Annotated in this window: 21 protein-coding genes, 2 tRNA genes and 1 pseudogene; 12 read left to right on the forward strand and 12 right to left on the reverse strand. The window is 70.1% G+C overall.

Annotation, left to right across the window (positions count from 1 at the left end; translation table 11 throughout):
* The first annotated feature begins 25 nt into the window (after positions 1-25).
* Genes O0235_RS13675 through O0235_RS13690 form a run of 4 tightly spaced genes read left to right on the forward strand, consistent with a single transcriptional unit; the run spans position 26 to position 2,551 of the window.
* Complete coding sequence (locus O0235_RS13675) at positions 26-1,006, forward strand: serine hydrolase (RefSeq protein ID WP_270056326.1); 981 nt, start codon at positions 26-28, stop codon at positions 1,004-1,006.
* A 47-nt stretch (positions 1,007-1,053) separates the two neighbouring features.
* Entirely contained in the window at positions 1,054-1,557 is a 504-nt protein-coding gene (locus tag O0235_RS13680; protein ID WP_270056327.1) for a hypothetical protein, read from the forward strand.
* A 21-nt stretch (positions 1,558-1,578) separates the two neighbouring features.
* Positions 1,579-1,902, forward strand: a complete 324-nt coding sequence (locus O0235_RS13685) for an antibiotic biosynthesis monooxygenase family protein (RefSeq protein ID WP_270056328.1) — start codon at positions 1,579-1,581, stop codon at positions 1,900-1,902.
* Positions 1,895-2,551: a methyltransferase domain-containing protein gene (locus O0235_RS13690; RefSeq protein ID WP_270056329.1), complete on the forward strand. Its 657-nt coding sequence runs from the start codon at positions 1,895-1,897 to the stop codon at positions 2,549-2,551. Before O0235_RS13685 ends, O0235_RS13690 begins: the two co-directional genes overlap by 8 nt.
* Here the strand turns inward: O0235_RS13690 and O0235_RS13695 are convergent.
* From O0235_RS13695 to O0235_RS13715, 5 genes are read right to left on the reverse strand one after another with little or no spacing between them, the layout of a single operon-like run.
* Positions 2,506-3,612 (reverse strand): ABC transporter ATP-binding protein, encoded by a 1,107-nt coding sequence (locus O0235_RS13695; protein ID WP_270056330.1) that lies wholly within the window; start codon positions 3,610-3,612, stop codon positions 2,506-2,508. The two genes, O0235_RS13690 and O0235_RS13695, sit on opposite strands and share 46 nt — an antisense overlap.
* Positions 3,609-4,280, reverse strand: coding sequence for a molybdate ABC transporter permease subunit (gene modB, locus O0235_RS13700; protein WP_270056331.1), 672 nt, complete (start codon positions 4,278-4,280; stop codon positions 3,609-3,611). The genes O0235_RS13695 and modB overlap by 4 nt, the downstream gene beginning before the upstream one ends.
* Before the next feature lie 3 nt (positions 4,281-4,283).
* A complete protein-coding gene (modA, locus tag O0235_RS13705; protein WP_270056332.1) occupies positions 4,284-5,123 on the reverse strand; it encodes a molybdate ABC transporter substrate-binding protein in 840 nt (279 codons plus the stop codon).
* On the reverse strand, positions 5,120-5,662 hold the full coding sequence (locus O0235_RS13710) for a PadR family transcriptional regulator (protein ID WP_270056333.1): 543 nt from the start codon (positions 5,660-5,662) through the stop codon (positions 5,120-5,122). Before O0235_RS13710 ends, modA begins: the two co-directional genes overlap by 4 nt.
* A 31-nt stretch (positions 5,663-5,693) precedes the next feature.
* Positions 5,694-6,320: an NUDIX hydrolase gene (locus tag O0235_RS13715; RefSeq protein ID WP_270056334.1), complete on the reverse strand. Its 627-nt coding sequence runs from the start codon at positions 6,318-6,320 to the stop codon at positions 5,694-5,696.
* A 91-nt stretch (positions 6,321-6,411) separates the two neighbouring features.
* Between O0235_RS13715 and O0235_RS13720 the strand changes: the two genes are divergently transcribed.
* Both O0235_RS13720 and miaB read left to right on the forward strand, forming a co-directional pair.
* Positions 6,412-6,501 (forward strand) — tRNA-Ser (locus O0235_RS13720).
* A gap of 21 nt (positions 6,502-6,522) precedes the next feature.
* The gene (gene miaB / locus O0235_RS13725; protein ID WP_270056335.1) at positions 6,523-7,815 is read left to right on the forward strand and encodes a tRNA (N6-isopentenyl adenosine(37)-C2)-methylthiotransferase MiaB; all 1,293 of its coding nucleotides are present in this window, start codon (positions 6,523-6,525) and stop codon (positions 7,813-7,815) included.
* 113 nt (positions 7,816-7,928) lie between these two features.
* Here miaB and O0235_RS13730 read toward each other — a convergent pair.
* The 4 genes from O0235_RS13730 to O0235_RS13745 all read right to left on the reverse strand — a co-directional run bounded on the left by O0235_RS13730 (position 7,929) and on the right by O0235_RS13745 (position 11,803).
* Positions 7,929-8,004: transfer RNA gene (locus O0235_RS13730), tRNA-Ala, on the reverse strand.
* Positions 8,005-8,068: 64 nt separating this feature from the next.
* Complete coding sequence (locus tag O0235_RS13735; RefSeq protein WP_270056336.1) at positions 8,069-9,040, reverse strand: ABC transporter permease; 972 nt, start codon at positions 9,038-9,040, stop codon at positions 8,069-8,071.
* Between the two features lie 25 nt (positions 9,041-9,065).
* Complete coding sequence (locus O0235_RS13740; protein WP_270056337.1) at positions 9,066-10,013, reverse strand: ABC transporter permease; 948 nt, start codon at positions 10,011-10,013, stop codon at positions 9,066-9,068.
* A gap of 80 nt (positions 10,014-10,093) precedes the next feature.
* A complete protein-coding gene (locus tag O0235_RS13745) occupies positions 10,094-11,803 on the reverse strand; it encodes a peptide ABC transporter substrate-binding protein (RefSeq protein WP_270056338.1) in 1,710 nt (569 codons plus the stop codon).
* A gap of 251 nt (positions 11,804-12,054) precedes the next feature.
* On the opposite strand from O0235_RS13745, the gene O0235_RS13750 reads away from it, so the two are divergent.
* Positions 12,055-12,948, forward strand: coding sequence for a formyltetrahydrofolate deformylase (locus O0235_RS13750; RefSeq protein ID WP_270056339.1), 894 nt, complete (start codon positions 12,055-12,057; stop codon positions 12,946-12,948).
* 313 nt (positions 12,949-13,261) lie between these two features.
* On the opposite strand, the gene O0235_RS13755 is transcribed toward O0235_RS13750, so the two are convergent.
* The 3 genes and pseudogenes from O0235_RS13755 to O0235_RS16150 form a co-directional block, all read right to left on the reverse strand.
* A complete protein-coding gene (locus O0235_RS13755) occupies positions 13,262-13,720 on the reverse strand; it encodes an SRPBCC family protein (RefSeq protein ID WP_270056340.1) in 459 nt (152 codons plus the stop codon).
* Positions 13,717-14,907 (reverse strand): phytoene desaturase family protein, encoded by a 1,191-nt coding sequence (locus O0235_RS13760; protein WP_270056341.1) that lies wholly within the window; start codon positions 14,905-14,907, stop codon positions 13,717-13,719. The genes O0235_RS13755 and O0235_RS13760 overlap by 4 nt, the downstream gene beginning before the upstream one ends.
* Before the next feature lie 88 nt (positions 14,908-14,995).
* Positions 14,996-15,190, reverse strand: a pseudogene (locus O0235_RS16150) (NAD(P)-binding protein); the annotation flags it as partial.
* A gap of 65 nt (positions 15,191-15,255) precedes the next feature.
* On the opposite strand from O0235_RS16150, the gene O0235_RS13770 reads away from it, so the two are divergent.
* The 5 genes from O0235_RS13770 to O0235_RS13790 all read left to right on the forward strand — a co-directional run bounded on the left by O0235_RS13770 (position 15,256) and on the right by O0235_RS13790 (position 19,725).
* Entirely contained in the window at positions 15,256-16,167 is a 912-nt protein-coding gene (locus O0235_RS13770; protein ID WP_270056343.1) for a MerR family transcriptional regulator, read from the forward strand.
* The gene (locus O0235_RS13775) at positions 16,164-17,063 is read left to right on the forward strand and encodes an NAD-dependent epimerase/dehydratase family protein (RefSeq protein ID WP_270056344.1); all 900 of its coding nucleotides are present in this window, start codon (positions 16,164-16,166) and stop codon (positions 17,061-17,063) included. Before O0235_RS13770 ends, O0235_RS13775 begins: the two co-directional genes overlap by 4 nt.
* Before the next feature lie 122 nt (positions 17,064-17,185).
* On the forward strand, positions 17,186-17,605 hold the full coding sequence (locus O0235_RS13780) for a hypothetical protein (protein WP_270056345.1): 420 nt from the start codon (positions 17,186-17,188) through the stop codon (positions 17,603-17,605).
* Between the two features lie 33 nt (positions 17,606-17,638).
* Entirely contained in the window at positions 17,639-19,084 is a 1,446-nt protein-coding gene (locus tag O0235_RS13785) for an NADH-ubiquinone oxidoreductase-F iron-sulfur binding region domain-containing protein (RefSeq protein WP_270056346.1), read from the forward strand.
* Positions 19,081-19,725: a 2Fe-2S iron-sulfur cluster-binding protein gene (locus tag O0235_RS13790; protein ID WP_270056347.1), complete on the forward strand. Its 645-nt coding sequence runs from the start codon at positions 19,081-19,083 to the stop codon at positions 19,723-19,725. The genes O0235_RS13785 and O0235_RS13790 overlap by 4 nt, the downstream gene beginning before the upstream one ends.

The raw sequence follows: 19,725 nt of genomic DNA on the forward strand, positions 1-19,725 counted from the left end.
CCCGCGGGGTGCGAAGGGGGCGCTGATGGCGCTCACGATGCGGCGCACGAACGACAGCGGCGGCCCGCCGCTGCAGCCCATCCTGCTGACGGCGGCCCTCGCGGCCGCGCTCGGCGCATTCATCTACCTGCTCTCGGTGCTGGCGGGAGTTGCGGCAGGACGTGCAGACGGCGGCCGCGACGTCGTGACCGAGAGCGGCGGCGCGCCCGGCGGCTTCGAGCAGCCCGGGCCGGACGGTGTCGATGCGACGCCGGCGGCGGTCGCGGACGCGCTCGCGGCTGCACTCACCGCCCGTGAGCTCGAAACGACCGGCGTCGCCGCGGTTGCGCTCGATGGCACGCTGCTCGGCGGCATCAACCTCGACCTGCCGGGGTACGCTGCGAGCACGTACAAGCTGGCGCTGCTCTACGAGGCGGAGCGGCGCGTCGCTGCCGGCGCCCTCGCCTACGACGACCGGGTGCCGGTGACCGCCGAAGCCCGTTCCGAGGACCTCGGGACCATCGACCGGCTGCCGATCGCCGCCGACGGCACGGTGAGCGTCGGCGAGGCGCTCACGGCGATGGTGACCTTCTCGGACAACGCCGCTGCGGTCGCCCTGCTCAGGTTCCTCGGGCCGTCCGCGGTCGATGCGTCGCTGCGGGGCATCGGCGCTGCAACGATGTCGGTGAACGACCCCGGCCTGCCGGCAACGCCGCGCGACCTCGCGCTGCTCATGGCCGCCATCGCGCGAGGCGAGGGGCTGACGCCGGGAGCCCGCGACCATGCGCTCGGCCTGCTGGCGGCGCAGGAGGTCCGCGCCGGCATCCCGGCGGCCCTGCAGGGCGTTCCGGGCGTTCAGCGCGTGGGGAACAAGACGGGAACGTGGCCGGACGCGACGCGCGACGTCGCGGTCGTCGAGACGGAGCGCGGTGCGTATGTGGTGGCGATAATGGCGGAAGGGGACTGGAACTGGGACCTGGTGCGGCGGGCCGCCCTCGCCGTTCACGAAGAATTGACGCGCCGATAACCGCCGGCTGATGCCCCGAAGGCAGCACCGGGTGAAGGTTCCCTGTGATGGGAGTTCGCCGCGACCGGCGCCCGCTCACGGCCGCAGGGTTCCTTGCCGCGGCGCTCCTCCTCGCCTCGTCGGCCTTCGCAGCCGGGTTCGCCGCCGAGCCCTCCGGCGCGCGGGGCGCAGCAGACCCGGGGGAGGGGGCGGCCGGCACGGCGCCGGAGGGGCTCCCGCGGTTCCTCACGCTCGACGAGCTCGACCGGTACGCGCGGATGGCTGGCTGGCCGGATGCGCCGGGATGGTGGCCGGAGATGCGGCGCATCATCCTCTGCGAAACGGCGAATCTCGACCGCGAGGCGTTCAACCCGCAGGACCCGAACGGCGGCAGCTTCGGGCTCGCGCAGCTGAACGGCCGGTATCACTTCGACCGGGCCGGCGAAGACTTCCGGCGCTGGTCGGACCCGGTCGTAAACCTCCGGACTGCCCTCTGGCTGCGGACGGTGCGCGGCAGATTCGGCGGCGAAGGCGGCTGGGCGAACTGCGCGGCGCTCCTCGGGATACACTAAGGTGGTACGAGGAGGTGCACCGTGTTCATCGCGATGAACCAGTTCAAAGTGAATCCCGGCCGGGAGGCCGATTTCGAAGCCGGGTGGCGCACCCGCGAGAGCTACCTTTCCGAGGTGCCGGGCTTCGTGCATTTCGCGCTGCTGAAGGGCGATGAGCCCGGCGACTACATCTCGCACACCATCTGGGAATCCCGGCAGGCGTTCGTCAACTGGACGCAGTCGGAAGCGTTCCGGCGGGCGCATGCGGGCGGCATGCCCGAAGGCATCCTCGCCACCCATCCCCGGGCGCGTTTTTACGATGCGGTGATCGAGCAGGGCGCACCGCTCGCGCCCGCCCGTGGCTGAGCCCGGCGGTCTGCCGCCCCTCAAGCCGGAGTACTTCGCGCGCGAGGACGAGTCGGACGACGCACTCTTCTATGCGCAGCCGCGGCTGGTCACCCATATCGATGACGGGGCCATTCGTGCCCTCGAAGCCTTTTACGGCGACCTGCTTCCCCGCGGCGGGCGCATCCTCGACCTGATGTCGAGCTGGGTATCGCACCTGCCGGCGCAGCTCGCGCCGGCGTTCGTTGCGGGCCTCGGCATGAACCGCATCGAGCTCGAGCAGAACCCCGTCCTTGACGAGCGCGTGGTGCAGGACCTGAACCGGGAACCGGTGCTGCCGTGGCCCGCTGCCAGTTTCGATGCCGCCGTGTGCACGGTGTCGGTCCAGTACCTCGTGCGGCCCGCCGAGGTCTTCGCAGAAGTCCGCCGGGTGCTCGCTCCCGGGGGCGTGTTTGCGGTCGCGTATTCGAACCGGTGCTTCCCGACGAAGGCCGTCGCGGCGTGGCGGGCGCTCGACGACCGGGACCACGCGGCGCTCATCGCGCTCTACTTCGCCCATGCGGGCGGCTTCGATGAGCCGGTCGCATACCAGCTCCGGCCCGGCGGACCYGGGAGCGACCCGCTCTACTGCGTGGTCGCGCGGAAGGGAGGCGCCGCCGGCATCACGTGAACGTCGCCGGGGGGAAGTTCGAGCACCCAGTCCTTTTTCGCGGCGATGCCGAGAACGTCGTACGGGCGTGAGGGGAGGTCGACGAGGAGCGAGGGGCCCGGGCCGAGCGGTTCGAATTCGAGGGTGTGATTCGTGCCGTAGTCGAACTCCCGGCGCACCCGGGCGGGCAGGGTGTTGGTCGCTGCCGGTTCGCCGCGGCGGATGACGACCCGCTCCGGGCGGATGACGATGTCGACCGCATCGCCGGGCTGCGGGTCGCCGTGCCAGCTCGCTGCCACTGCTTCCCAGCCGTCGATGCTGACCGTGAGGCTCGCCGCGGCCCGCGCGACGACGCGGCCGGCGAGGATGTTCGTTCCGCCGAGCAATTCGGCGACGCGGCGGTGCCGCGGGGCGCGAAAGACGCCGTCGCGCGGGCCGGCCTGGAGCACCCGTCCGCGGTCGATGACGACGAGCTGGTCGGCGAGGAGGTGCGCTTCCCGCAGGTCGTGGGTGACGAAGATGATGGCGAGCTCCCGCTCCTGCACGAGGTCCGCGAGGAGCTGGCGGAGGCCCTGCCGGAGCGACTCATCGAGCGCGGAGAAAGGCTCGTCGAGCAGCAGGACGCGGTGCCCGGGGGCGAGGGCGCGGGCGAGGGCGACGCGCTGCGCCTGGCCGCCGCTGAGGGAGCCGGGCCGGCGGTGCTCGAATCCCGGCAGCTCCAGCCGGGCGAGCCAGGCGGCAGCGGTGCGCGCGCGGTCGGCGCGGGAGCCCGCGCGGATGCCGAAGGCCACGTTCCCGCCGACGCTGAGGTGCGGGAAGAGCGCGGGGCGCTGCCCGGCGTAGCCGATGCCTCGGGCATGCGCGGGGAGGTCGAGACCACGGGCGCTGTCGAAGACGACCCGGCCGTCGACGGCGATGCGGCCTTCGCTGGGGGTCAGGAGGCCGGCGACGGCGCGGAGGGTCAGCGATTTGCCGGAACCGGAGGGGCCGAAGAGGACGGTCACGCCTGGCCCCGCTCCGAGCGCGACGTCGAGATGAAAGTCGCCGGCATGCCAGCGGATAGCCGCATCGATGGCGGTCATGGACGGTCCCGGCGGATGGCGGCCTGCAGGACGAAGGTGAGGAGCGAGACCAGGACGAAGCCGATCGCCAGCGCGGCAAGGGAGAGCTGGTGGGCGAGGGTCTCGTTGCCGGCGAGATTGGCATCGTAGATGGCTGCGGGGAGCGACCGCGTCTTCCCCGGAATGCTGGCGGCCACGACGACCGTCGCGCCGAATTCGCCAAGGCAGCGGGCGAACGCGATGAGCGAGGCGGCGATGAGCGACGGCCAGGCGAGCGGCACGACCACGAAGGTGAACACGCGCCACGGCGGAACGAGGGTCCGGGCGCTCATGAGCACTTCTTCATCCACCTGCTCGAATCCTGCCGCCGCCGTGCGGATGTAGAGGGGGATGGAGACGACGGCCGCGGCGATGGCCGCGCCGGGCCAGGTGAACACGAGCTGGATCCCGAGGTCGTCGAGCAGGAAGCGGCCGGTCGGACTTTCCCGGCCGAGGAGCCAGAGGAGGTAGTAGCCAACCGCTGTCGGCGGAAGCACGAGCGGCAGGAGCGAGATGCCGGAGATGACCGCTGCGACGGAGCTTCGCGAGCGCGCGATGGCCCACGCGACAGGAGTGCCCATCGCCACGCAGGCGACCGTCCCGGCCGTTGCGATGAGGAGCGAAATGCGCAGCGGGTCGAGAATATCCATCCGTCAGTTGGAGGCGGGCGGTTCGAAACCGTACTTCGCCAGGTGCTCCTGCGCGGCCGGCGAAAGGAGCTGCTGCAGGATGCAGCGGGCTGTCCGCTCGGCCCCCGTGCCGGCGATGACGGCTCCCGCCTGGTCGATGGGCTGGTGGAGCGATGCATCGAGCAGGCGGAATGTCGTGGGGTCGTGACCTGCGAGCAGAGGCAGGGCAACGATGCCGGCATCCGCGTTTCCTTTATCGACATAATCGACTGACTGGCGCGCGTTCTCCGCGAGGACGAGGCGGCTCTTGACCTGGTCGTAGATGCCGGCGCTGCGCAGGGCCTCTTCAGCGGCCCGTCCGTACGGCGCGTGGTCGGGATTCGCGATGGCGACGCTTTTGTATTCCGGGGCAGCGACGCCCGCGAGGTCGGATGGGAGCGGCAGACCCGGCCGCACGAGCATCGCAATGCGGCCGCGCGCGTATCGCGCCATCCCGCCGGGCGCCACGCGGCCTTCCCTTGCGACCTCATCCGTGTACCGGGTGTCGGCGGAAAGGAAGAGGTCGATGGGCGCTCCTGCGGCGATCTGGCGCGCAAATTGCCCGGAGGAGCCGTAGGTCACGGTGATGCTGGCGCTGCACGCAGATTCGAGCGTGCCCCGGTACTCGTCCAGGGCGAGGCGGAGGTCGGAGGCAGCAGCGACGGCCACGGAAGGACGCATGCCTTCTCCCGGCGCAGCCCCGGCGAGGACATCGGTGACGTAGCCTTGCGGGTCTTGTTGTTCGCTGCTTCCGCCGCAGCCGGCGGAGGCCGCCAGTACGACGGCGAGCGCGCCGGCGCTCGCGAGCATTGCCAAACGGTTCACGCGGGAACCTCCACGGTGTTGTGCAAGGTTTCGAGCCAGGTGATGGTGGCCTCCGCGGCGGAGGCCCGCGCCCCCCTCGAGAGGAGGGCGATGGGCGTGCCCGGTGATAGCGTCCGAAGCTGCTCGAGGTACGCGCGGCAGGCCGTCAGCTGGTCGGCGATGAGGCGGGCGCGCGCCCGGGGCCGTCCGAGGTCATCGAGCAGCGCCAGTTTGAGAAGAAACTCCTGCCGCACCTGGCGGAGGCGGGGAACGGGCGCAGCGAGCCAGGTTTCGGCTGCTCCGCGTCCCTCAGCGGTGAGCTCGAACACTTTCCGCGGCGGCCGGCTTCCGCGGCGCTCTTCTTGCCAGCTCACAAGCCCGGCTGCTTCGAGCGCGTGGAGGTAGCCGTACAGCGTGGGCGGCTCCAGCGGAAACACCTCGTCAACGCCGAGACGGCGGAGCCGGGCGACGAGTTCGTAGCCGTGGGCCGGGCCCGAGAGCAGTGCGGCGAGAAGCGCGAACCCGGCAGGTCCCGGTTCGCTGCGGGCTTTGCGCGGCATGCGCGAAGCATACTCGAACTTCGACTATTCGCTAGAGGACCATCGGCTCGCGGCTGGTGAATTCGTAAAGCATGGCCGGGCGGTGCGCGCCCTGCTTTTCGAAACGGCCGGTGGGACGGACGATGCCGAGCCCGACGACGCGCCGCCGGAAGTTCCGCTTGTCGAGCCGCTCGCCGAGGATGGCCTCGTACGTCTGCTGCATCCGCGTGAGGGTGAATCGCTCGGGCAGGAGGCTGTACACGACGTTGGTGTACTCGAGTTTGTTGCGGAGGCGCTCTTCGGCGTACCGGATGACACGGCCGTTGTCGAAGGCCGTGGGAGGAGCGGGCCGCACCGGATGCCAGGCCGGCCGCCATTCGCTCTCGCTCCGCAGCCGCGTCCGGCCGATGTCGACGAGCGCGAAATAGGACACCACCACTTCGGCGCGGCCCTCGCCGAGGCGGTCGAACGTGTAGAGCTGCTCCAGGAAAACGTCGGAGACCCCGGTTTCATCCTCGAGTTTCCGRCGCGCGGCGGCATCGAGGGTTTCGCCCGGGAGGAGCAGGCCGCCCGGGAGCGCCCATTCGCCCTTGCACGGTTCGGCGGCGCGCTCGATGAGCAGCACGTTCAGGCGGTCCTGGCGCACCGTGAAGATGACGACGACGACGGCGACGGCCACGAACGGAGTGTAGCCTGCCGCGGCCAACGGTCTGCGTGCGCCGGTCGTGACCGTCTCGGGGACCGGCCGTACAATGGGAGCCGGCGGCACTGGAGGGGTCGCATAGTGGTCYAGTGCGCCCGCCTGCTAAGCGGGTTCCGGGGTAACTCGGTCGAGGGTTCGAATCCCTCCCCCTCCGCCACTCTCCCGCCCCGACGGGCCCATGGCGCAGCGCTTCTACCTTTGGACGGTCGGCTGCCAGATGAACAAGGCGGACAGCGAAAAGCTCGCCGCCGGCTTCCTGCGCCTCGGCCTGCGGCAGGTCGATCGGATGGAGCGTGCCGACCTGATCGTCCTCAACACCTGCAGCGTTCGACAACACGCCGAGGACCGGGCGTATTCCAAACTCGGCCGCATTCGCCAGCTCAAAGTGGAGCGGCCGGACATCAAGGTCGCGGTCATGGGCTGCATGGTCGGCCTCAAGACCGACGAGCTCGAAAAGCGGTTCCCCCAGGTCGACGTGTTCGCCCGCCCGCAGCAGTTCGAGCCGATCATGGCGCTGGTCGAAGAGCCCGCTGAGGACCTCGGCGGCGAGTTCTGGCCCCGGACGTACGCGGTTCCGGAAGGCCCGACGGCCTATGTGCCCGTCGTGCACGGATGCAACAAGTTCTGCACCTACTGCATCGTGCCCTACCGGCGCGGCCGGGAGCGAAGCCGGCCGATCGACGAAATCGTGCGCGAGGTTGCCTACCTCACGGCTCACGGCGTTCGGGAAGTGACGCTGCTGGGGCAAACCGTCGAGGCCTACGGCCACGACCTGCCCGGTCAGCCTGACCTCGGCGACTTGATGCGCGAACTCTCGCAGCTGGAACGGCTCGAGCGCATCCGCTTCCTCACGTCGTACCCGAAGGATATGACCCGGCGCATCCTCGAAGCGGTGGCAGAGCTCCCGAAGGTCATGGAGTGTTTCTCGCTCCCGGTGCAGGCCGGCTCGGACGCGGTGCTCGAATCGATGCGCCGCGGGTACACGCGCGCGGAATACCTCGAGAAGATTCGCGAGGTTCGCGAACTCATGCCGGGCGCCGGCATCACGACGGACGTCATCGTCGGCTACCCGGGCGAAACGGAGGCGGACTTCGAACAGACGCTGTCGCTGCTCGAGGAAGTTCGGTTCGACAAAGTCCACGTAGCTGCCTACTCGCCGCGGCCCGGGACGATCGCGTGGCGGAAGCTGCCCGACGACGTCCCGGCGGCGGTGAAGTCCGAACGGCTGCACCGGGTGGAGCAGCTCGAGGCGCGCATCGCCGAGGAGCTGAACCGCGCCTACGTCGGCACCGTGCAGGAGATCCYGGTCGAGGGCATCCGCAACGGGCAGCCGTTCGGCCGGACACGCACCGGGAAGCTCACCCACCTCGATGCGCCGGCGCGCATCGGCGACATGGTGCAGGTGCGCATCGAGCATGCCGGGCCGTTCTCGCTGCGCGGGCTCCCGGTGGACGCCCTCGCGCTCGTCTGAACGTCCGCCGTCCATCAACGGCCGCCTGCTCTCGAGACTGCGGCATCAAGCAACGAGGCCGCCCCGGAGGTGGGCGGCCTGCCATGCATGCGGCTTCGCGGCGGTGAGAAAGCTGGTGGAGCTGAGGGGATTCGAACCCCTTACCTCAACACTGCCAGTGTTGCGCTCTCCCGATTGAGCTACAGCCCCGCCCTTGTCTCGCCATCATGCTACCAGCAGGGCGCGTTCTGCGCCAAACGTTCGGCGGTCGCGGTCAGTGGCGCGTGCGCGGGTCGAGGGCGTCGCGCAGGCCGTCGCCGAGGAACGTGAAGCAGAGCATGAGGGTCGCGACCATCAGCGTCGGCCAGACCAGCTGGACGGGGTGGACCTGGATGGAATCGAGCCCGGAGCCGATGAGGGAGCCGAGCGAGGCGTTCGGCGGCGGCACGCCCAGGCCGATGAAGCCGAGCGTGGCCTCGGCGAAGATGGCGAGCGGGATACCGAACGTCGCCGAGACGATGACGGCGCTCAGCGTATTCGGCAGCATGTGGACCCGCACGACCCGCCACGGGCTGGCCCCCATCGCGCGGGCCGCCGCGACATAATCCTGCTCTTTGATGGAGAGCATCTGGCCGCGGACGAGGCGGGCGACGGTCGTCCAGCTGACGAAGGAGATGGCGATGACGGTGACCAGGAGGACGCCGTTGAAGCCGGGGATCTGGGGGTCGCCCTCGCCGATGATGGGCCAGTCGCGGCCGAGGAGGACTTGCCGGAGCAGGATGATGGCGAGCAGGTCGGGAAAGGCGTAGGCGAGGTCGGTCAGCCACATGAGGATGGTGTCGCTGAGGCGGCCGGCGAGGGCGGCGGCCATGCCGATCGTGACCCCGATGAGAAGCACGATGACCTGCGTGCCGAGGCCGATCTTGAGTGAAAAGAGCGTCCCCTGCAGGAGGCGCGCCCAGAGGTCGCGCCCCAGCGTGTCGGTGCCGAGCCAGTGGTCCCAGCTCGGGTTCTGCTCGGTCGCCTGGAAGTCGGGCACCGTGGGGTCGTAGCGCTGGACGGTGCGGCTGAAATCGGCAGCGAGGGACACGGTGAAGATGACGAGGAGGATGACGCCCGCAGCAACCGCGAGGCGGTTCCGCAGCAGCCGCTGCCACGCCTGGGCCCACAGGCCGCGCTGCTTCGTATGGAGCTGCTGTTCGAGGAAGTCGTAGGGCTGAGCGATCGGCTGGTCGGTGGCGGCCACGTGGCGGGTCCTGGCGAAGGAGTGGTCAGTAGCGGATGCGCGGGTCGGCGAACCCGTAGAGCAGGTCGACGACGAGGTTCATGAAGGCAATGACGACAGCATAGAAGACGGTGACGCCCATGATGAGGCCGTAATCCCGGATGAGGACGGAGCGGACGAATTCGCGCCCAAGCCCGGGGATGGCGAACAGGGTTTCGATGACGAGGGAGCCGGTGATGAGGCCCGCGAAGATCGGCCCGAGCACCGTGAGGACCGGGATCATGGCGTTGCGGGCAGCGTGCCGGATGACGACGGCGAATTCCGCGAGGCCCTTGGCGCGCGCTGTGCGGACGTAATCCTGCCGGAGGACTTCCAGCATCGAGGCGCGGGTGATGCGCGCGATGAACGCCATGGGGAGGAAGCCGAGCGCTACGGTCGGCAGGACGACCTGCCGCCAGTTGCTGAAATCGCCCCGGAACCAGTCCGTGAAGCCGTAGTCGGAGCTGAGGACGTTGAACCAGCCCAGCTTCACGGCGAAGACGATGGTGAGGATTGGCGCGAGGACGATGGACGGCATGGCGGCGCCGACCGTGGCGATGAAGACCCCGGCGTAGTCACCGAACCCGTTCTGGTTGAGGGAGGAGAAGATGCCCAGGCCCAGGCCCAGGATGGTGGCGAACAGGAACGTCGCGATGCCGAGCTGGATTGAGACGCCCATCCGCTCGCGGATGATGTCGGTGATGTTCCGGTTGTTGGCGATGGAGATGCCGAAATCGAACTGGGCCAGGTTCTTCAGGTAGTTGAGGTACTGGACGGGCAGGGGGTCGTCGAGCCCGTACCGCTTCTTGAGATTCTCGAGGGTGGCCGGGGGCAGCGGCTTGTCGCTATCGAAGGGGCCGCCTTCGACGGCGTGCATGAGGACGAAGGTGATGGTGGCGATGGCCACGATGAGAGGGACCATGGCCAGGACGCGCCGGACGGTGTAGGCGAGCATGGCGGATTCCTTGGGAGAGCGGCGGCGGGGAGTCGGACGGGCTCCCCGCCGCCGCGGCGGTCGTCAGGCTGCGGCGCTGGCTACTTCTTCGAGGTCTTCCAGAGCTCGATGTACCAGTCGCCCGGGACGAAGGTGTCGCCCGGCCGCTTGTTTTCCACCATGCCGCTGATGTGCGGCTTGACGAGGAAGGCCGCGAGGGTGTGCCAGAGCGGCGCGATGCCGTTCGCCTCCTGGAGGAGGAGCTTCTCCGCATCGCGGTAGAGCTGGCGGCGCTGCTCGTCGTTCGTATTGAACTTGGCCTTCTCGATGACCTGGTCGAGCGCAGGAACGCTCGTCTTCGTCTTGTTGATGGACCCGCCCGTCTCCCAGAGGCCGAGGAACCAGTTCTCCGGGTCCGGGTAGTCTTCCTGCCAGCCGCCGGTGACGAGCTGGAAGTCGGAGCTGTTGAACCGCGAGGAGCGGGTCTTCGAGTCGACGAACTCGAGCTTGATGTCGATGCCGAGGTGCTTCTTCCATTCGGCCTGGAGGAACTCCCCGAGGAGCTTGTTCGTCTGGTTATCGACGAGGAGCAGGGTGAGCTGCGGGAAGCCCTGGCCGTTCGGGTAGCCGGCCTTGGCGAGGTTCTCCTTCGCCTTGGTCGGGTTGAAGCCGAGGATGGAATCGTACTCGCCGCCCTTGAGGCCGTTGCGGGCCGGCGGGACCCAGCTCGTCGTGGGCGTGTTGGCGTCCTTGAAGACGACCTTCACGAGCGTCGCGCGGTCGGTCGCCTGCGACAGCGCGAGGCGCACCTCGGGCTTATCGACCGGGGATTTGGTGACGTTGAACTCGAGGCCGATGGTGCGGGTCGCCGGGTAGAGCTGGAGCTCCTTGGGGAACTCCGTCTTCAGCTTGTCGAGCTCCGGCTTGTTCGCGACGGTGGCATCGACTTCGCCGGTGCGGTACGCGTTGTTGAGGACGGCCGGGTCATCGACGTACTTCAGGACGACCTTCTCGACGCCGACCGGGGTGCCGACCCAGTTCGGGTTCGGCTTGAGCTCCATGCTCGCCTTTTCGGTGTAGGCGCTCGGCATGAAGGGGCCGTTGTAGACGTTCTCCAGCGGGCCGGGCCACGGGGCGTCGACGCTGGCGAGCTTGTGCTTCGGCGCGGGGAAGGTCGGCCAGAGCGCGAGCAGAATGGGGAAGGTCGGCTGCGGCTCCYGGATCTTCACTTCGAGCGTCTGGGCGTCGATGGCGCGAACGCCCACCTTCTTCCGCAGCTCTTCCTTCTCGGCGGCCGACTTGTCGGCGGCGTTGTAGTAGTCGTCGCAGCCGACGATGTTCGTCAGGATGTACTGGTAGTGCCCGGCGACGTCCGGGTTGCAGGTGCGCTGGATGCCGAGGACGAAGTCCTCCGCGGTGAGGGGCTGGCCGTCGGACCACTTGAGGTCCTTCTTCAGCTTGATGGTGTAGGTCTTGCCGTCGGCCGAGACTTGCGGCTGGCCATCGGCCATCGCGGGCTGCGGCTTATCGTTGATGTCGAGGTGGTAGAGGCCGCGCCAGACGTAGACGAAGTGGGTGATGTCCTGCGCGAAGTCGGAGAAGTGCGGATCCCAGGTTTCGAACTGGGTCGCGCCGATGGTGATGGTGCCGGACGGTGCGGCCGAGCCGCCGCCGCTCGGGCTGGTGGCGGTGGCGCCGCCGGAACCGCCAGAGCCGCCATTGTCGTCGTCGTCGCCGCAGGCGACTGCTGCGGCGGCCACGGCGACGATGGCGAACACGCTGAGCAGCATGCGCCAGTAACGTTTGGTCATCGGTCGTGGTTCCCTCCTCTTTTCGATTGACCGGACGGTAAGGTGCTCCCGGGTTTCTTTTGTGTCAATCAATCTTTACCCGGGCGCGGCGAACGTCACCGATTCGCAATGTGCGCTGGCCCACCTCCTCCCCGGGCCGGGGGTGCCGGCCTTGCCGAAGGTACGCTGCCCGGCCGCTGCCGGATGCCGGCCGCTCGCCGGGTGGCGAAGGCGGACCTATCCTGAAGGCACTCAGCAGCGCGGAGTATCGAGTGAGCCGCATCCTCGCCATCGTTCATGTGCAGGGGCGCGACCAGAAGGGCGTGGTCGCGCGCATCAGCACCTACCTCGCCGAGCGCAGCATCAACATCGAGGACATCGAGCAGCGGGTCGTCCAGGGCCAGTTCCTGATGGACATGCTGATCGACATCACCGAAGCCACCGTGACGCTCGACGAACTCGTCACGGGGCTGCTGGCGATCGGCCGCGAGATCGGGATGGAGATTCGCGTGACGCTGCACAGCGAGCGGCAGCGGCAGCGGGTGGCGGTGCTCGTTTCGAAGGAGCCGCACTGCCTCGAGCAGCTCATCGCCGACTGGCGCTCGGGCGAGCTGCGGGGCGACCTCGTGTGCGTGCTTTCGAACCATGAGACGCTGCGGCCGGTGGCGGAGGCTGCCGGCATCCCCTTCGAATGGCACCCCAGCGACGACAAGGCGGCGCACGAGGCATTCCTGCTCGAGCGGCTCGGGCACTACCGGGCCGATCTCGTGGTGCTCGCGCGCTACATGCAGATTCTCACCGGCGCGGTGGTGCAGCCGTACGCCGGCCGGATCATCAACATTCACCCGTCACTGCTGCCGTACTTCCCCGGCGCCAACCCGTACCGCCGCGCCTGGGAGGACGGGGTCCGGGTGACCGGCTGCACCGCCCACTTCGTAACTGAGGAGCTGGACGCCGGGCCGATCATCCTCCAGGACGTGTTCCATATCGACGTCGGGGTCGACACGGTGGAGGACGTGCGGCGGAAGGGCCGGGCGCTCGAAGGCGTGGTGTTGAGCCGCGCCGTGCAGCTCTACCTGAACGGCGAAATCGTGGTGCTCGACGGGAAGGTGGTGTTCAAGCCCGGGATGCGGACCCTGCTTCGCGACCTGCGCGGACGCCCGTAGCGCGGGGCTCGTCATTCGGCCCCRGGCGCCACGCCATCCGGACGCCGGGCACACGGCCGCGGTAAACATCGACCACGTGCTCCGGGCAGACCGGGACGAGCGCGTGGGTCTCGCCGTCGATGTCGCCGAAGCGGTGGGTGGCTGCCGTGAGGATGTCGAAACGCGAGGTCAACAGGCCGACGGGATTGGTTACCCGCTGCGGGGGTCGGCCGTCGGCCTGGCAGAGTGCGCAGACGGTCATTGGGTCGCTCCTCCCTGGGGGCTGCGGCTCCCAAGCCTACCACCGGCCGGCCGATAACGGTTCTGCCGAGTATCAAGATTCCGGACGGGTTACGAGCAGGTTGCGCGTCCGGCGGTGCCGCCACCAGAACATCGGCAGGAGCGCGGGCCGCACGAGGAGCCACTCGAGGAACTCCCCGGCGGGAGTCGGAAAGAGCCGGAACGCGACCGTGTCCTCCAGCCAGGCGCCGCCGGGCGCAGGAAGGAAGCGGTGCTGGTGGCGCCACCGCCGGAACGGACCCCGCTCCTGCACGTCCTCAATGAGGCGGCCTTCGACGACGCGGGCGATCCGGGCGGTCCAGGTCACGCCCAACCGCCCCCAGCCGAGGCGGAAGACMYGGAGGTCGCCCTCTCGCGCGGGGGCCGGTTCCGAAAGGAGCCGGAAAGGCGGGAACGGCGGGCTGATGCGGGCAAGATTCCGCACGTCGGCGTGAAATGCAAAGAGGCGATCCGGCGGGACGGGGATGAACGAGCGGGCGCGAAGGATGGTCACAGCGGGGGCTCCTTGCCGAGGAATTCGAGAGCGTCGCGGGCGGCGTTGATGCCGGAAAGCGCCGTACCGACCGTGCCCTGGCCCGGGAAGGTGTGGTCGCCGGCGAGCCAGAGCTGCGGACCGGCCCGGCGCGACGGCGCGCGGAGGGCGACGACCGAGGGCACCTGCCGAAGGCCGCCGACGAATCCGCCGGGCCGCCCGGTGAACCGCTGGTAGGTCGCCGGTGTCGCGGAGCGGAGGAGGAGGATGCGGCGGTCGACATCGGGGATGACGCGGCGGACGGCCGCGAGCAGCTGCCGCTCGAGCTCTGCCCGGCGCCCGCACGCCTGCCCGGGCGGCACCGCGAACTCCGCGGGCTGGACGTGGGTGGACACCGAAATGCTCCAGCGGTGGGCCCGCGCTCCGCGGCCGGGGTAGATGGAGACGAGCGCATTCGCGCCCGCCCGCTCGAGGTCGGCCGTATCGGCGACTACCTGGTGGAACGGGTGGAGCGGCGCGAGGCCCGAAGCGTCGATGCCCAGGTGCAGGACGAAGGCGCCCCATGCTTCGCCCGGCTTCGGGATGCGCGGCGGGCGCCCGAGGAGGAGGTCGAGGCCGGCTGGCGGCACATTGGCAACGACAGCGCGCGCGGTCACGCGCTCCCCCGAGTCGAGGACCAGCGTCCAGCCGCCGCGCTCCCGGACGAGGCGCGCCACCCCGGCGGCGAACCGGACCTCTCCGCCGAAGCTGCGAATCGCGCGAACCAGGCGCATGGCGAGCGCGCCGGTTCCGCCGTCGACCCACTGGCAGCCGCGCCGGTAGAGGTCGAGCGCGATCCCTCCCTGCACGGCAGAGCAGTCGCTGGCAGTCGCCCCGGTCGCATCGAGGAGGAGTGCGTCGATGAGGGCGTCGGCCTCCGCCGACCCGCGGGCGCCGAGCAGCTGCTTGACCCGCCCGACCGTGGCGAAGAGCCACGGGGCGGCGAGCGCGAGCTGGGGCCGCACCGCCCGCAGCGAGCGCCGGACGTCCGCAGGCCGTTCGAGGGGAAAGGACGGCAGAGTGCCGCCGATGCGGTAGACCTCGCCGCCGACGAGTCGGACCCACCGCCAGAAGCGGCGGTAGCCCGCCGGCGCGCCGGGGAAGCTCCGTTCGAACTCCGCCGCCCACGCGGCGTGGTCCGCGAGGTAGGGCACGGTGCGGTCCGGCAAGTGGAAGACGATCGAGGGGTCGAGGGGCGTGCTCTCGACCTCCAGTGCCGAGGACGTCGAAGACCTGTCGAAGGATGCCGCCGGGTTCGAGGCCGGTCACGACGGTCGCGCCGGCGGGGAACCAGAAGCCTTCGAGCGCGAAGTCGCCGGCGCAGCCGCCGGGACGGGAGTGTCGCTCGAACAGGGCCGTCCTTGCACCGGTCTGCGCCGCAAGCGCAGCGGCGACGAGGCCGCCGAAGCCGCTGCCGATGACGGCGACGTCGAAGTCGGGCCGTTCTCTCACACGACCATCGTATGGACTTCGACATGAGTTTGACAAACGTTCGGGGCTGCGCAAGGATGGAGAGCATGAAGACGCCTGGCATCTACCGGATCGCGCAGGTGGAAGCCCTCACGGGCGTGAGTGCGCACGCCCTCCGTGCGTGGGAGCGCCGGTACGGCGTGCCGCGGCCGAGCCGGACGGGCGGGCAGCAGCGCACGTACTCAGAGGCCGACATCGCGATGATTCGGCGGATGCAGGAGCTCTCGCACCAGGGGGTGCCGCTCGCGCGCGCGGCCGAACTCGTTCTCCTGGAGGCCTCGACGCCCGGCGAGGGGTCCGGGCCGCGCATTGCGCTGCTGACCTCCGAGCTTTTTGACGCGCTCCTCGCCTTCGACGAACCCCGGGCTGCTGCGGCGTGGGCTGAGCTGTTCGACACGCTCGACCTGCTGGCGGCCTTCGAGCGTGTCGTCGTGCCCCTGATGCGGGAGATCGGCACGGCCTGGCACGAACAGCGCATCACCGTCGCGCAGGAGCACTTCGCGTCGAACTTCGTCCGGGCGCGGCTCGACCAGCTGAGCCGGCAGGTGCAGCCTCTGCCGGGCGCGCCGACTGTGGTCCTGGCCTGCCTCGAGGGCGAACACCACGAAATCGGGCTGCTCATGCTGGCCGTGATGCTCCGCTTCCRRGGGCTGCGGACGATCTACCTCGGGCAGGATGTGCCGGATGACGCGCTCATCCGGACCGTCGAAGACGCACAGCCGGAGGTGCTGGCCGTGAACGCCGGCACGGCCGACGGCGCGCGGCACCTGCCGGGCATCGTGCGGGTGCTGGCCGAGACCGCGCCGCTCACGTCGATCGTCTACGGCGGCGGCGCCTTCGATGCCGAGCCGGCGCTGCGCATCGACGCTCCGATGGCGCACTACGGCGGGCCGCGGCTCCTCGACGCCGTGGCGCTGGTCAACGACCTTGGACGTTCTCGCACAGGAGGTGCGGTGTGAAAGTTGCCGTTGCAGGCGGAACCGGTTTGCTGGGGCGGGCCATCACCACAGCCCTGCTCGACGCCGGCCATGAGGTGGTCGTCGGCTCGCGGTCGCGGCCGGCAAAGGACCCCATCGACAGCCGCGCACAGTGGGTCTCGGTCGACGTCATGGCCCCCGCGACGCTTCCTGCGCTGCTCGCCGGCGCCGACGCCGTCGTCGACGCCGTGCAGTTCCCGAACTCGCCCATCGAGAACCCGAAGAAGGGGTACACCTTCGAGCGGATCGACCTGGGCGGCACCCGGAACCTCGTCGACGCGGCGAAGGCTGCGGGCACGCCGCTGTTCATCGGTCTGAGCGGCGTCGGCGCGGCCGAGCACGCCGCCTACCACTGGCTTCGCTTCAAGTGGCAGGAGGAGCAGCACATCGCCGCCTCCGGCGTGCCGTACGTCGTCTTCCGGCCGAGCTGGATTTACGGCCCGCGCGACGTTTCGCTCAACCGCTTCCTCGGATTCGCGAAGTTCCTCCCGTTCGTGCCGGTCATCGGGAACGGGAAGACGCGCATCAACCCGCTGTTCATCGACGACCTCGCGGCGCACGTCGTGGCGGCGCTCGAGAAGCCCGAGGCCCGGGGGCGCATCTTCGAAATCGGCGGCCCGGCGGTGATGACGATGGACGAGGTCATCACGACCGCGCTGCGGGTCGCGGGCAAGCGGCGGTTCCTCCTGCACTCGCCGAAACCGCTGATGAAGCTGGTCGCGAGCGTGGCGCAGTACGCGCCCGGCCGGCCGCTGACGCGCGGGGCGATCGACTTCATCACGATGGACGGCATCGCCGACACGACCGCGCTCGGCGAGGTGTTCGGCCTGAAGCTGACGCCGCTCGAGGAAGGGCTCGCGACGTATCTCAAGCGTTGACCATCGGGGGTTCCATCTATAGCAGGCATCCACCGCTTGCATGGACCCGGCGGAGATCGCGTAGAATCGGGCTGCGGCACCGCGGGGGCCGCGGACGACACCCTATCCGCACGGGACGACCATTGCGCGCTGACACCTCCGACGTAGCGTTCAGGCTTCTCCTGGCCCTCGGGGAGCTCTGGGAGGGGCTCCACCGGGCGGGCATCGACCCCTCAGCCCGCGGCCTCCATATCACGCATGAATACCTGGGCGGCTACACGAGGTACTGCGCCGGGCCCGGCTCCCACCCGCGGCTCGTGGTCGAATGGAACGAATCGTCCCGCCACCTCCGCGTCATCCGGTGCGAACCGTGGCCCGGCGTGGAGGCCACCATCTCGGCGACGGTCGCGCTCGTCCGGGCCGAGGCCCGCGCCCGCGGCATCAGCGACATCGTCGACCGGACGCTGGTCGCGGCCTGCAAGGAGCCGCTGAAGCCGGCGCGCAAGACTGTGCTCCCCACAGCAATGCAGGGCAATCCTGCGCTCGCCGCGCGGAGGGCGTAGCCGGCCTGCCCCCGGGCGCGTACGATCCCGCCCGTGACTTCTGCGACGGCATTCCCGCTTCCCCGTCGCGCGCGGCTCCTGCCGATGCTGACGGCCGCGCACCGCGAGCGGGGCTACCTCGACCGCCCGACGGTCGAAGCGATCGCCCGGGAGCTGCGCATCCCGGCCGCCGAGGCGTGGGAGGCGGCGACCTCCCAGCATGAGTTTGCATTCGACCCCCGCACTGCAGGACGCGCATGCAGCGGCGTCGCGTGCGCCATCCAGTCGGGCTGGCGCGAACCGACCCTCCCGGCAGGCTGCCTGTTCTCCTGCTACGCCCCGCCGGCGAGCGGCGATGAACGCCCGTTCCCGCCGGAGATGGTCCGCCGGGCCGGGCCGCTCCTCGCGCCGTGGGAAGGCGGCTGGGTCGGGCTCGAGCGCGCCCGGGCTCTCGGTCCAGCGGCAGCCCTGGAAGCGTTGGCGTCGTCCGGGCTGCGCGGGCGCGGGGGCGCCTACTTCCCGACGGTTGCGAAGTGGCAGGCCGCGCTGCGCCATGGTGCGCCGGTGGCGCTCGTGCTGAATGGCGAAGAGGGCGAACCGGGCGTTTTCAAAGACCGGGCGCTCCTCTGCCTCAGGCCGGAGCGGGTCGTCGAAGGGCTCGCGATTGCGATGGAAGTGCTCCGGCCGGCGGTCACCGTCGCGTTCATCAACGGCTCGGCCGACCCCGCGGCAGAAGCGTTCGAGCGCGCGCTCGCGGCCTCGCCGGTCGCCGGGCAGGTGCTCGTCTATCGCGGCGCCGGCGGATACGTCCTCGGCGAGGAGACGGCGCTCCTCAACGCCATCGAGGGCCGGCGCGCGGTGCCGCGGCCCCGGCCCCCGCTGCCGGTCGATGCGGGGCTGTTCGGCATGCCGACGATCGTGAACAATGTCGAGACGTTCGCCGCGGTGAGCACCATTTTTCGGCAAGGTGCGGCGGCATTCCGTTCGCTCGGGACTGCGGAGGCGCCCGGGACGCGCATCCTCTCATTGAGCGGACGGGTCGCGCGGCCGGGCGTCTACGAGGCGCCGCTCGGGACGCCGCTCGCTGCGGTGCTGGAGGAAGCCGGGGCGCCGCCACTGGAACGCACCGCGCTGCTGTGCGGCGGACCGTCGGGCGGGTTCTTGCCGGCGGCGATGGCCGGGCTGCCCATCCTGCCCGGCCGCTACCACCCGACCGGGGCGATGCTTGGGGCGGGCGGCATCGTGGTCCTCGAAGCGCCGGGCGACATCCGCCGCGCGGCGCTGACGATGGCCGCGTTCAATGCGGAGCAGTCGTGCGGCAAATGTACGCCCTGCCGCGAGGGCGCGCCGCTGCTGTTCGAGCAGCTCTCGGCCGGCGAGACGGCCGATACGGAGGAGCTGGCCGAGGTCGTGCAGGCGGCTTCGCTGTGCGGACTCGGGCAGATGGCGGCCGGACCGATCCGCTCCGCGCTTGCGTTCTGGCCGGGGGCGTTCCGATGAAGGTCGACGGGCGCGAGGTCGAATCGGCCGGGACGATCCTCGATGCGGTGCTGGCGCTGGGCATCAGCCTGCCGCACCTGTGCAAGGACGACAACCTGCCACCGATCGGCGCCTGCCGGACGTGCCTCGTGGAGGCGGACGGCCGCATCGTCGCTGCCTGCCACACGCCGGCCGCCGGGGTCGGGGAGGTGCAGACAGCGAGTGAGCGCGCCGTTCGGCTCCGTCGGGCCGTGCTCCGGCTGACCGCGCGGATGCACGGGCCGGAGCCCGACGTCGAGGGCGGCCCGCGGAGCGCGGAACTCTGGGCCGCCTATGACGAGCACGGGCTGAAGCAGCCGGCCTACCCGCGGCGGCTCCGGGACACCCTCGACACGAGCAGCCCGTTTTTCCACTTCGACGAACAGGCGTGCATCCTCTGCGGGCGGTGCGTTGCGGCCTGCCRGGGCCTTCAGCACATCGGGGCGATCGGCATCGCGGGTACTGGCACGCACGCCCGGGTGACGCCCGGGACGGGCGTCTCCTTCGCGGCCTCCACCTGCACCGCTTGCGGGTCGTGCGTCGCTGCCTGCCCGACCCACGCGCTTCGCCCGGCCGTGGCGCTGCAGAAGGGTGAGCCCTTCGAACATTCTCCGGAGGGGTGA

Source organism: Tepidiforma flava (genome assembly GCF_027594505.1).
GTDB classification, from domain to species: Bacteria; Chloroflexota; Dehalococcoidia; order Tepidiformales; family Tepidiformaceae; genus Tepidiforma; species Tepidiforma flava.

What these genes read in the sequence shown, in the direction of transcription:
- O0235_RS13675 (WP_270056326.1), top strand. Translation starts at nt 26, where the DNA reads ATGGCGCTCACGATGCGGCGCACGAACGACAGCGGCGGCCCGCCGCTG.
- O0235_RS13740 (WP_270056337.1), bottom strand. Translation starts at nt 10,013, where the DNA reads ATGCTCGCCTACACCGTCCGGCGCGTCCTGGCCATGGTCCCTCTCATC.
- modB (WP_270056331.1), bottom strand. Translation starts at nt 4,280, where the DNA reads ATGGATATTCTCGACCCGCTGCGCATTTCGCTCCTCATCGCAACGGCC.
- O0235_RS13710 (WP_270056333.1), bottom strand. Translation starts at nt 5,662, where the DNA reads ATGCCGCGCAAAGCCCGCAGCGAACCGGGACCTGCCGGGTTCGCGCTT.
- O0235_RS13695 (WP_270056330.1), bottom strand. Translation starts at nt 3,612, where the DNA reads ATGACCGCCATCGATGCGGCTATCCGCTGGCATGCCGGCGACTTTCAT.
- O0235_RS13680 (WP_270056327.1), top strand. Translation starts at nt 1,054, where the DNA reads ATGGGAGTTCGCCGCGACCGGCGCCCGCTCACGGCCGCAGGGTTCCTT.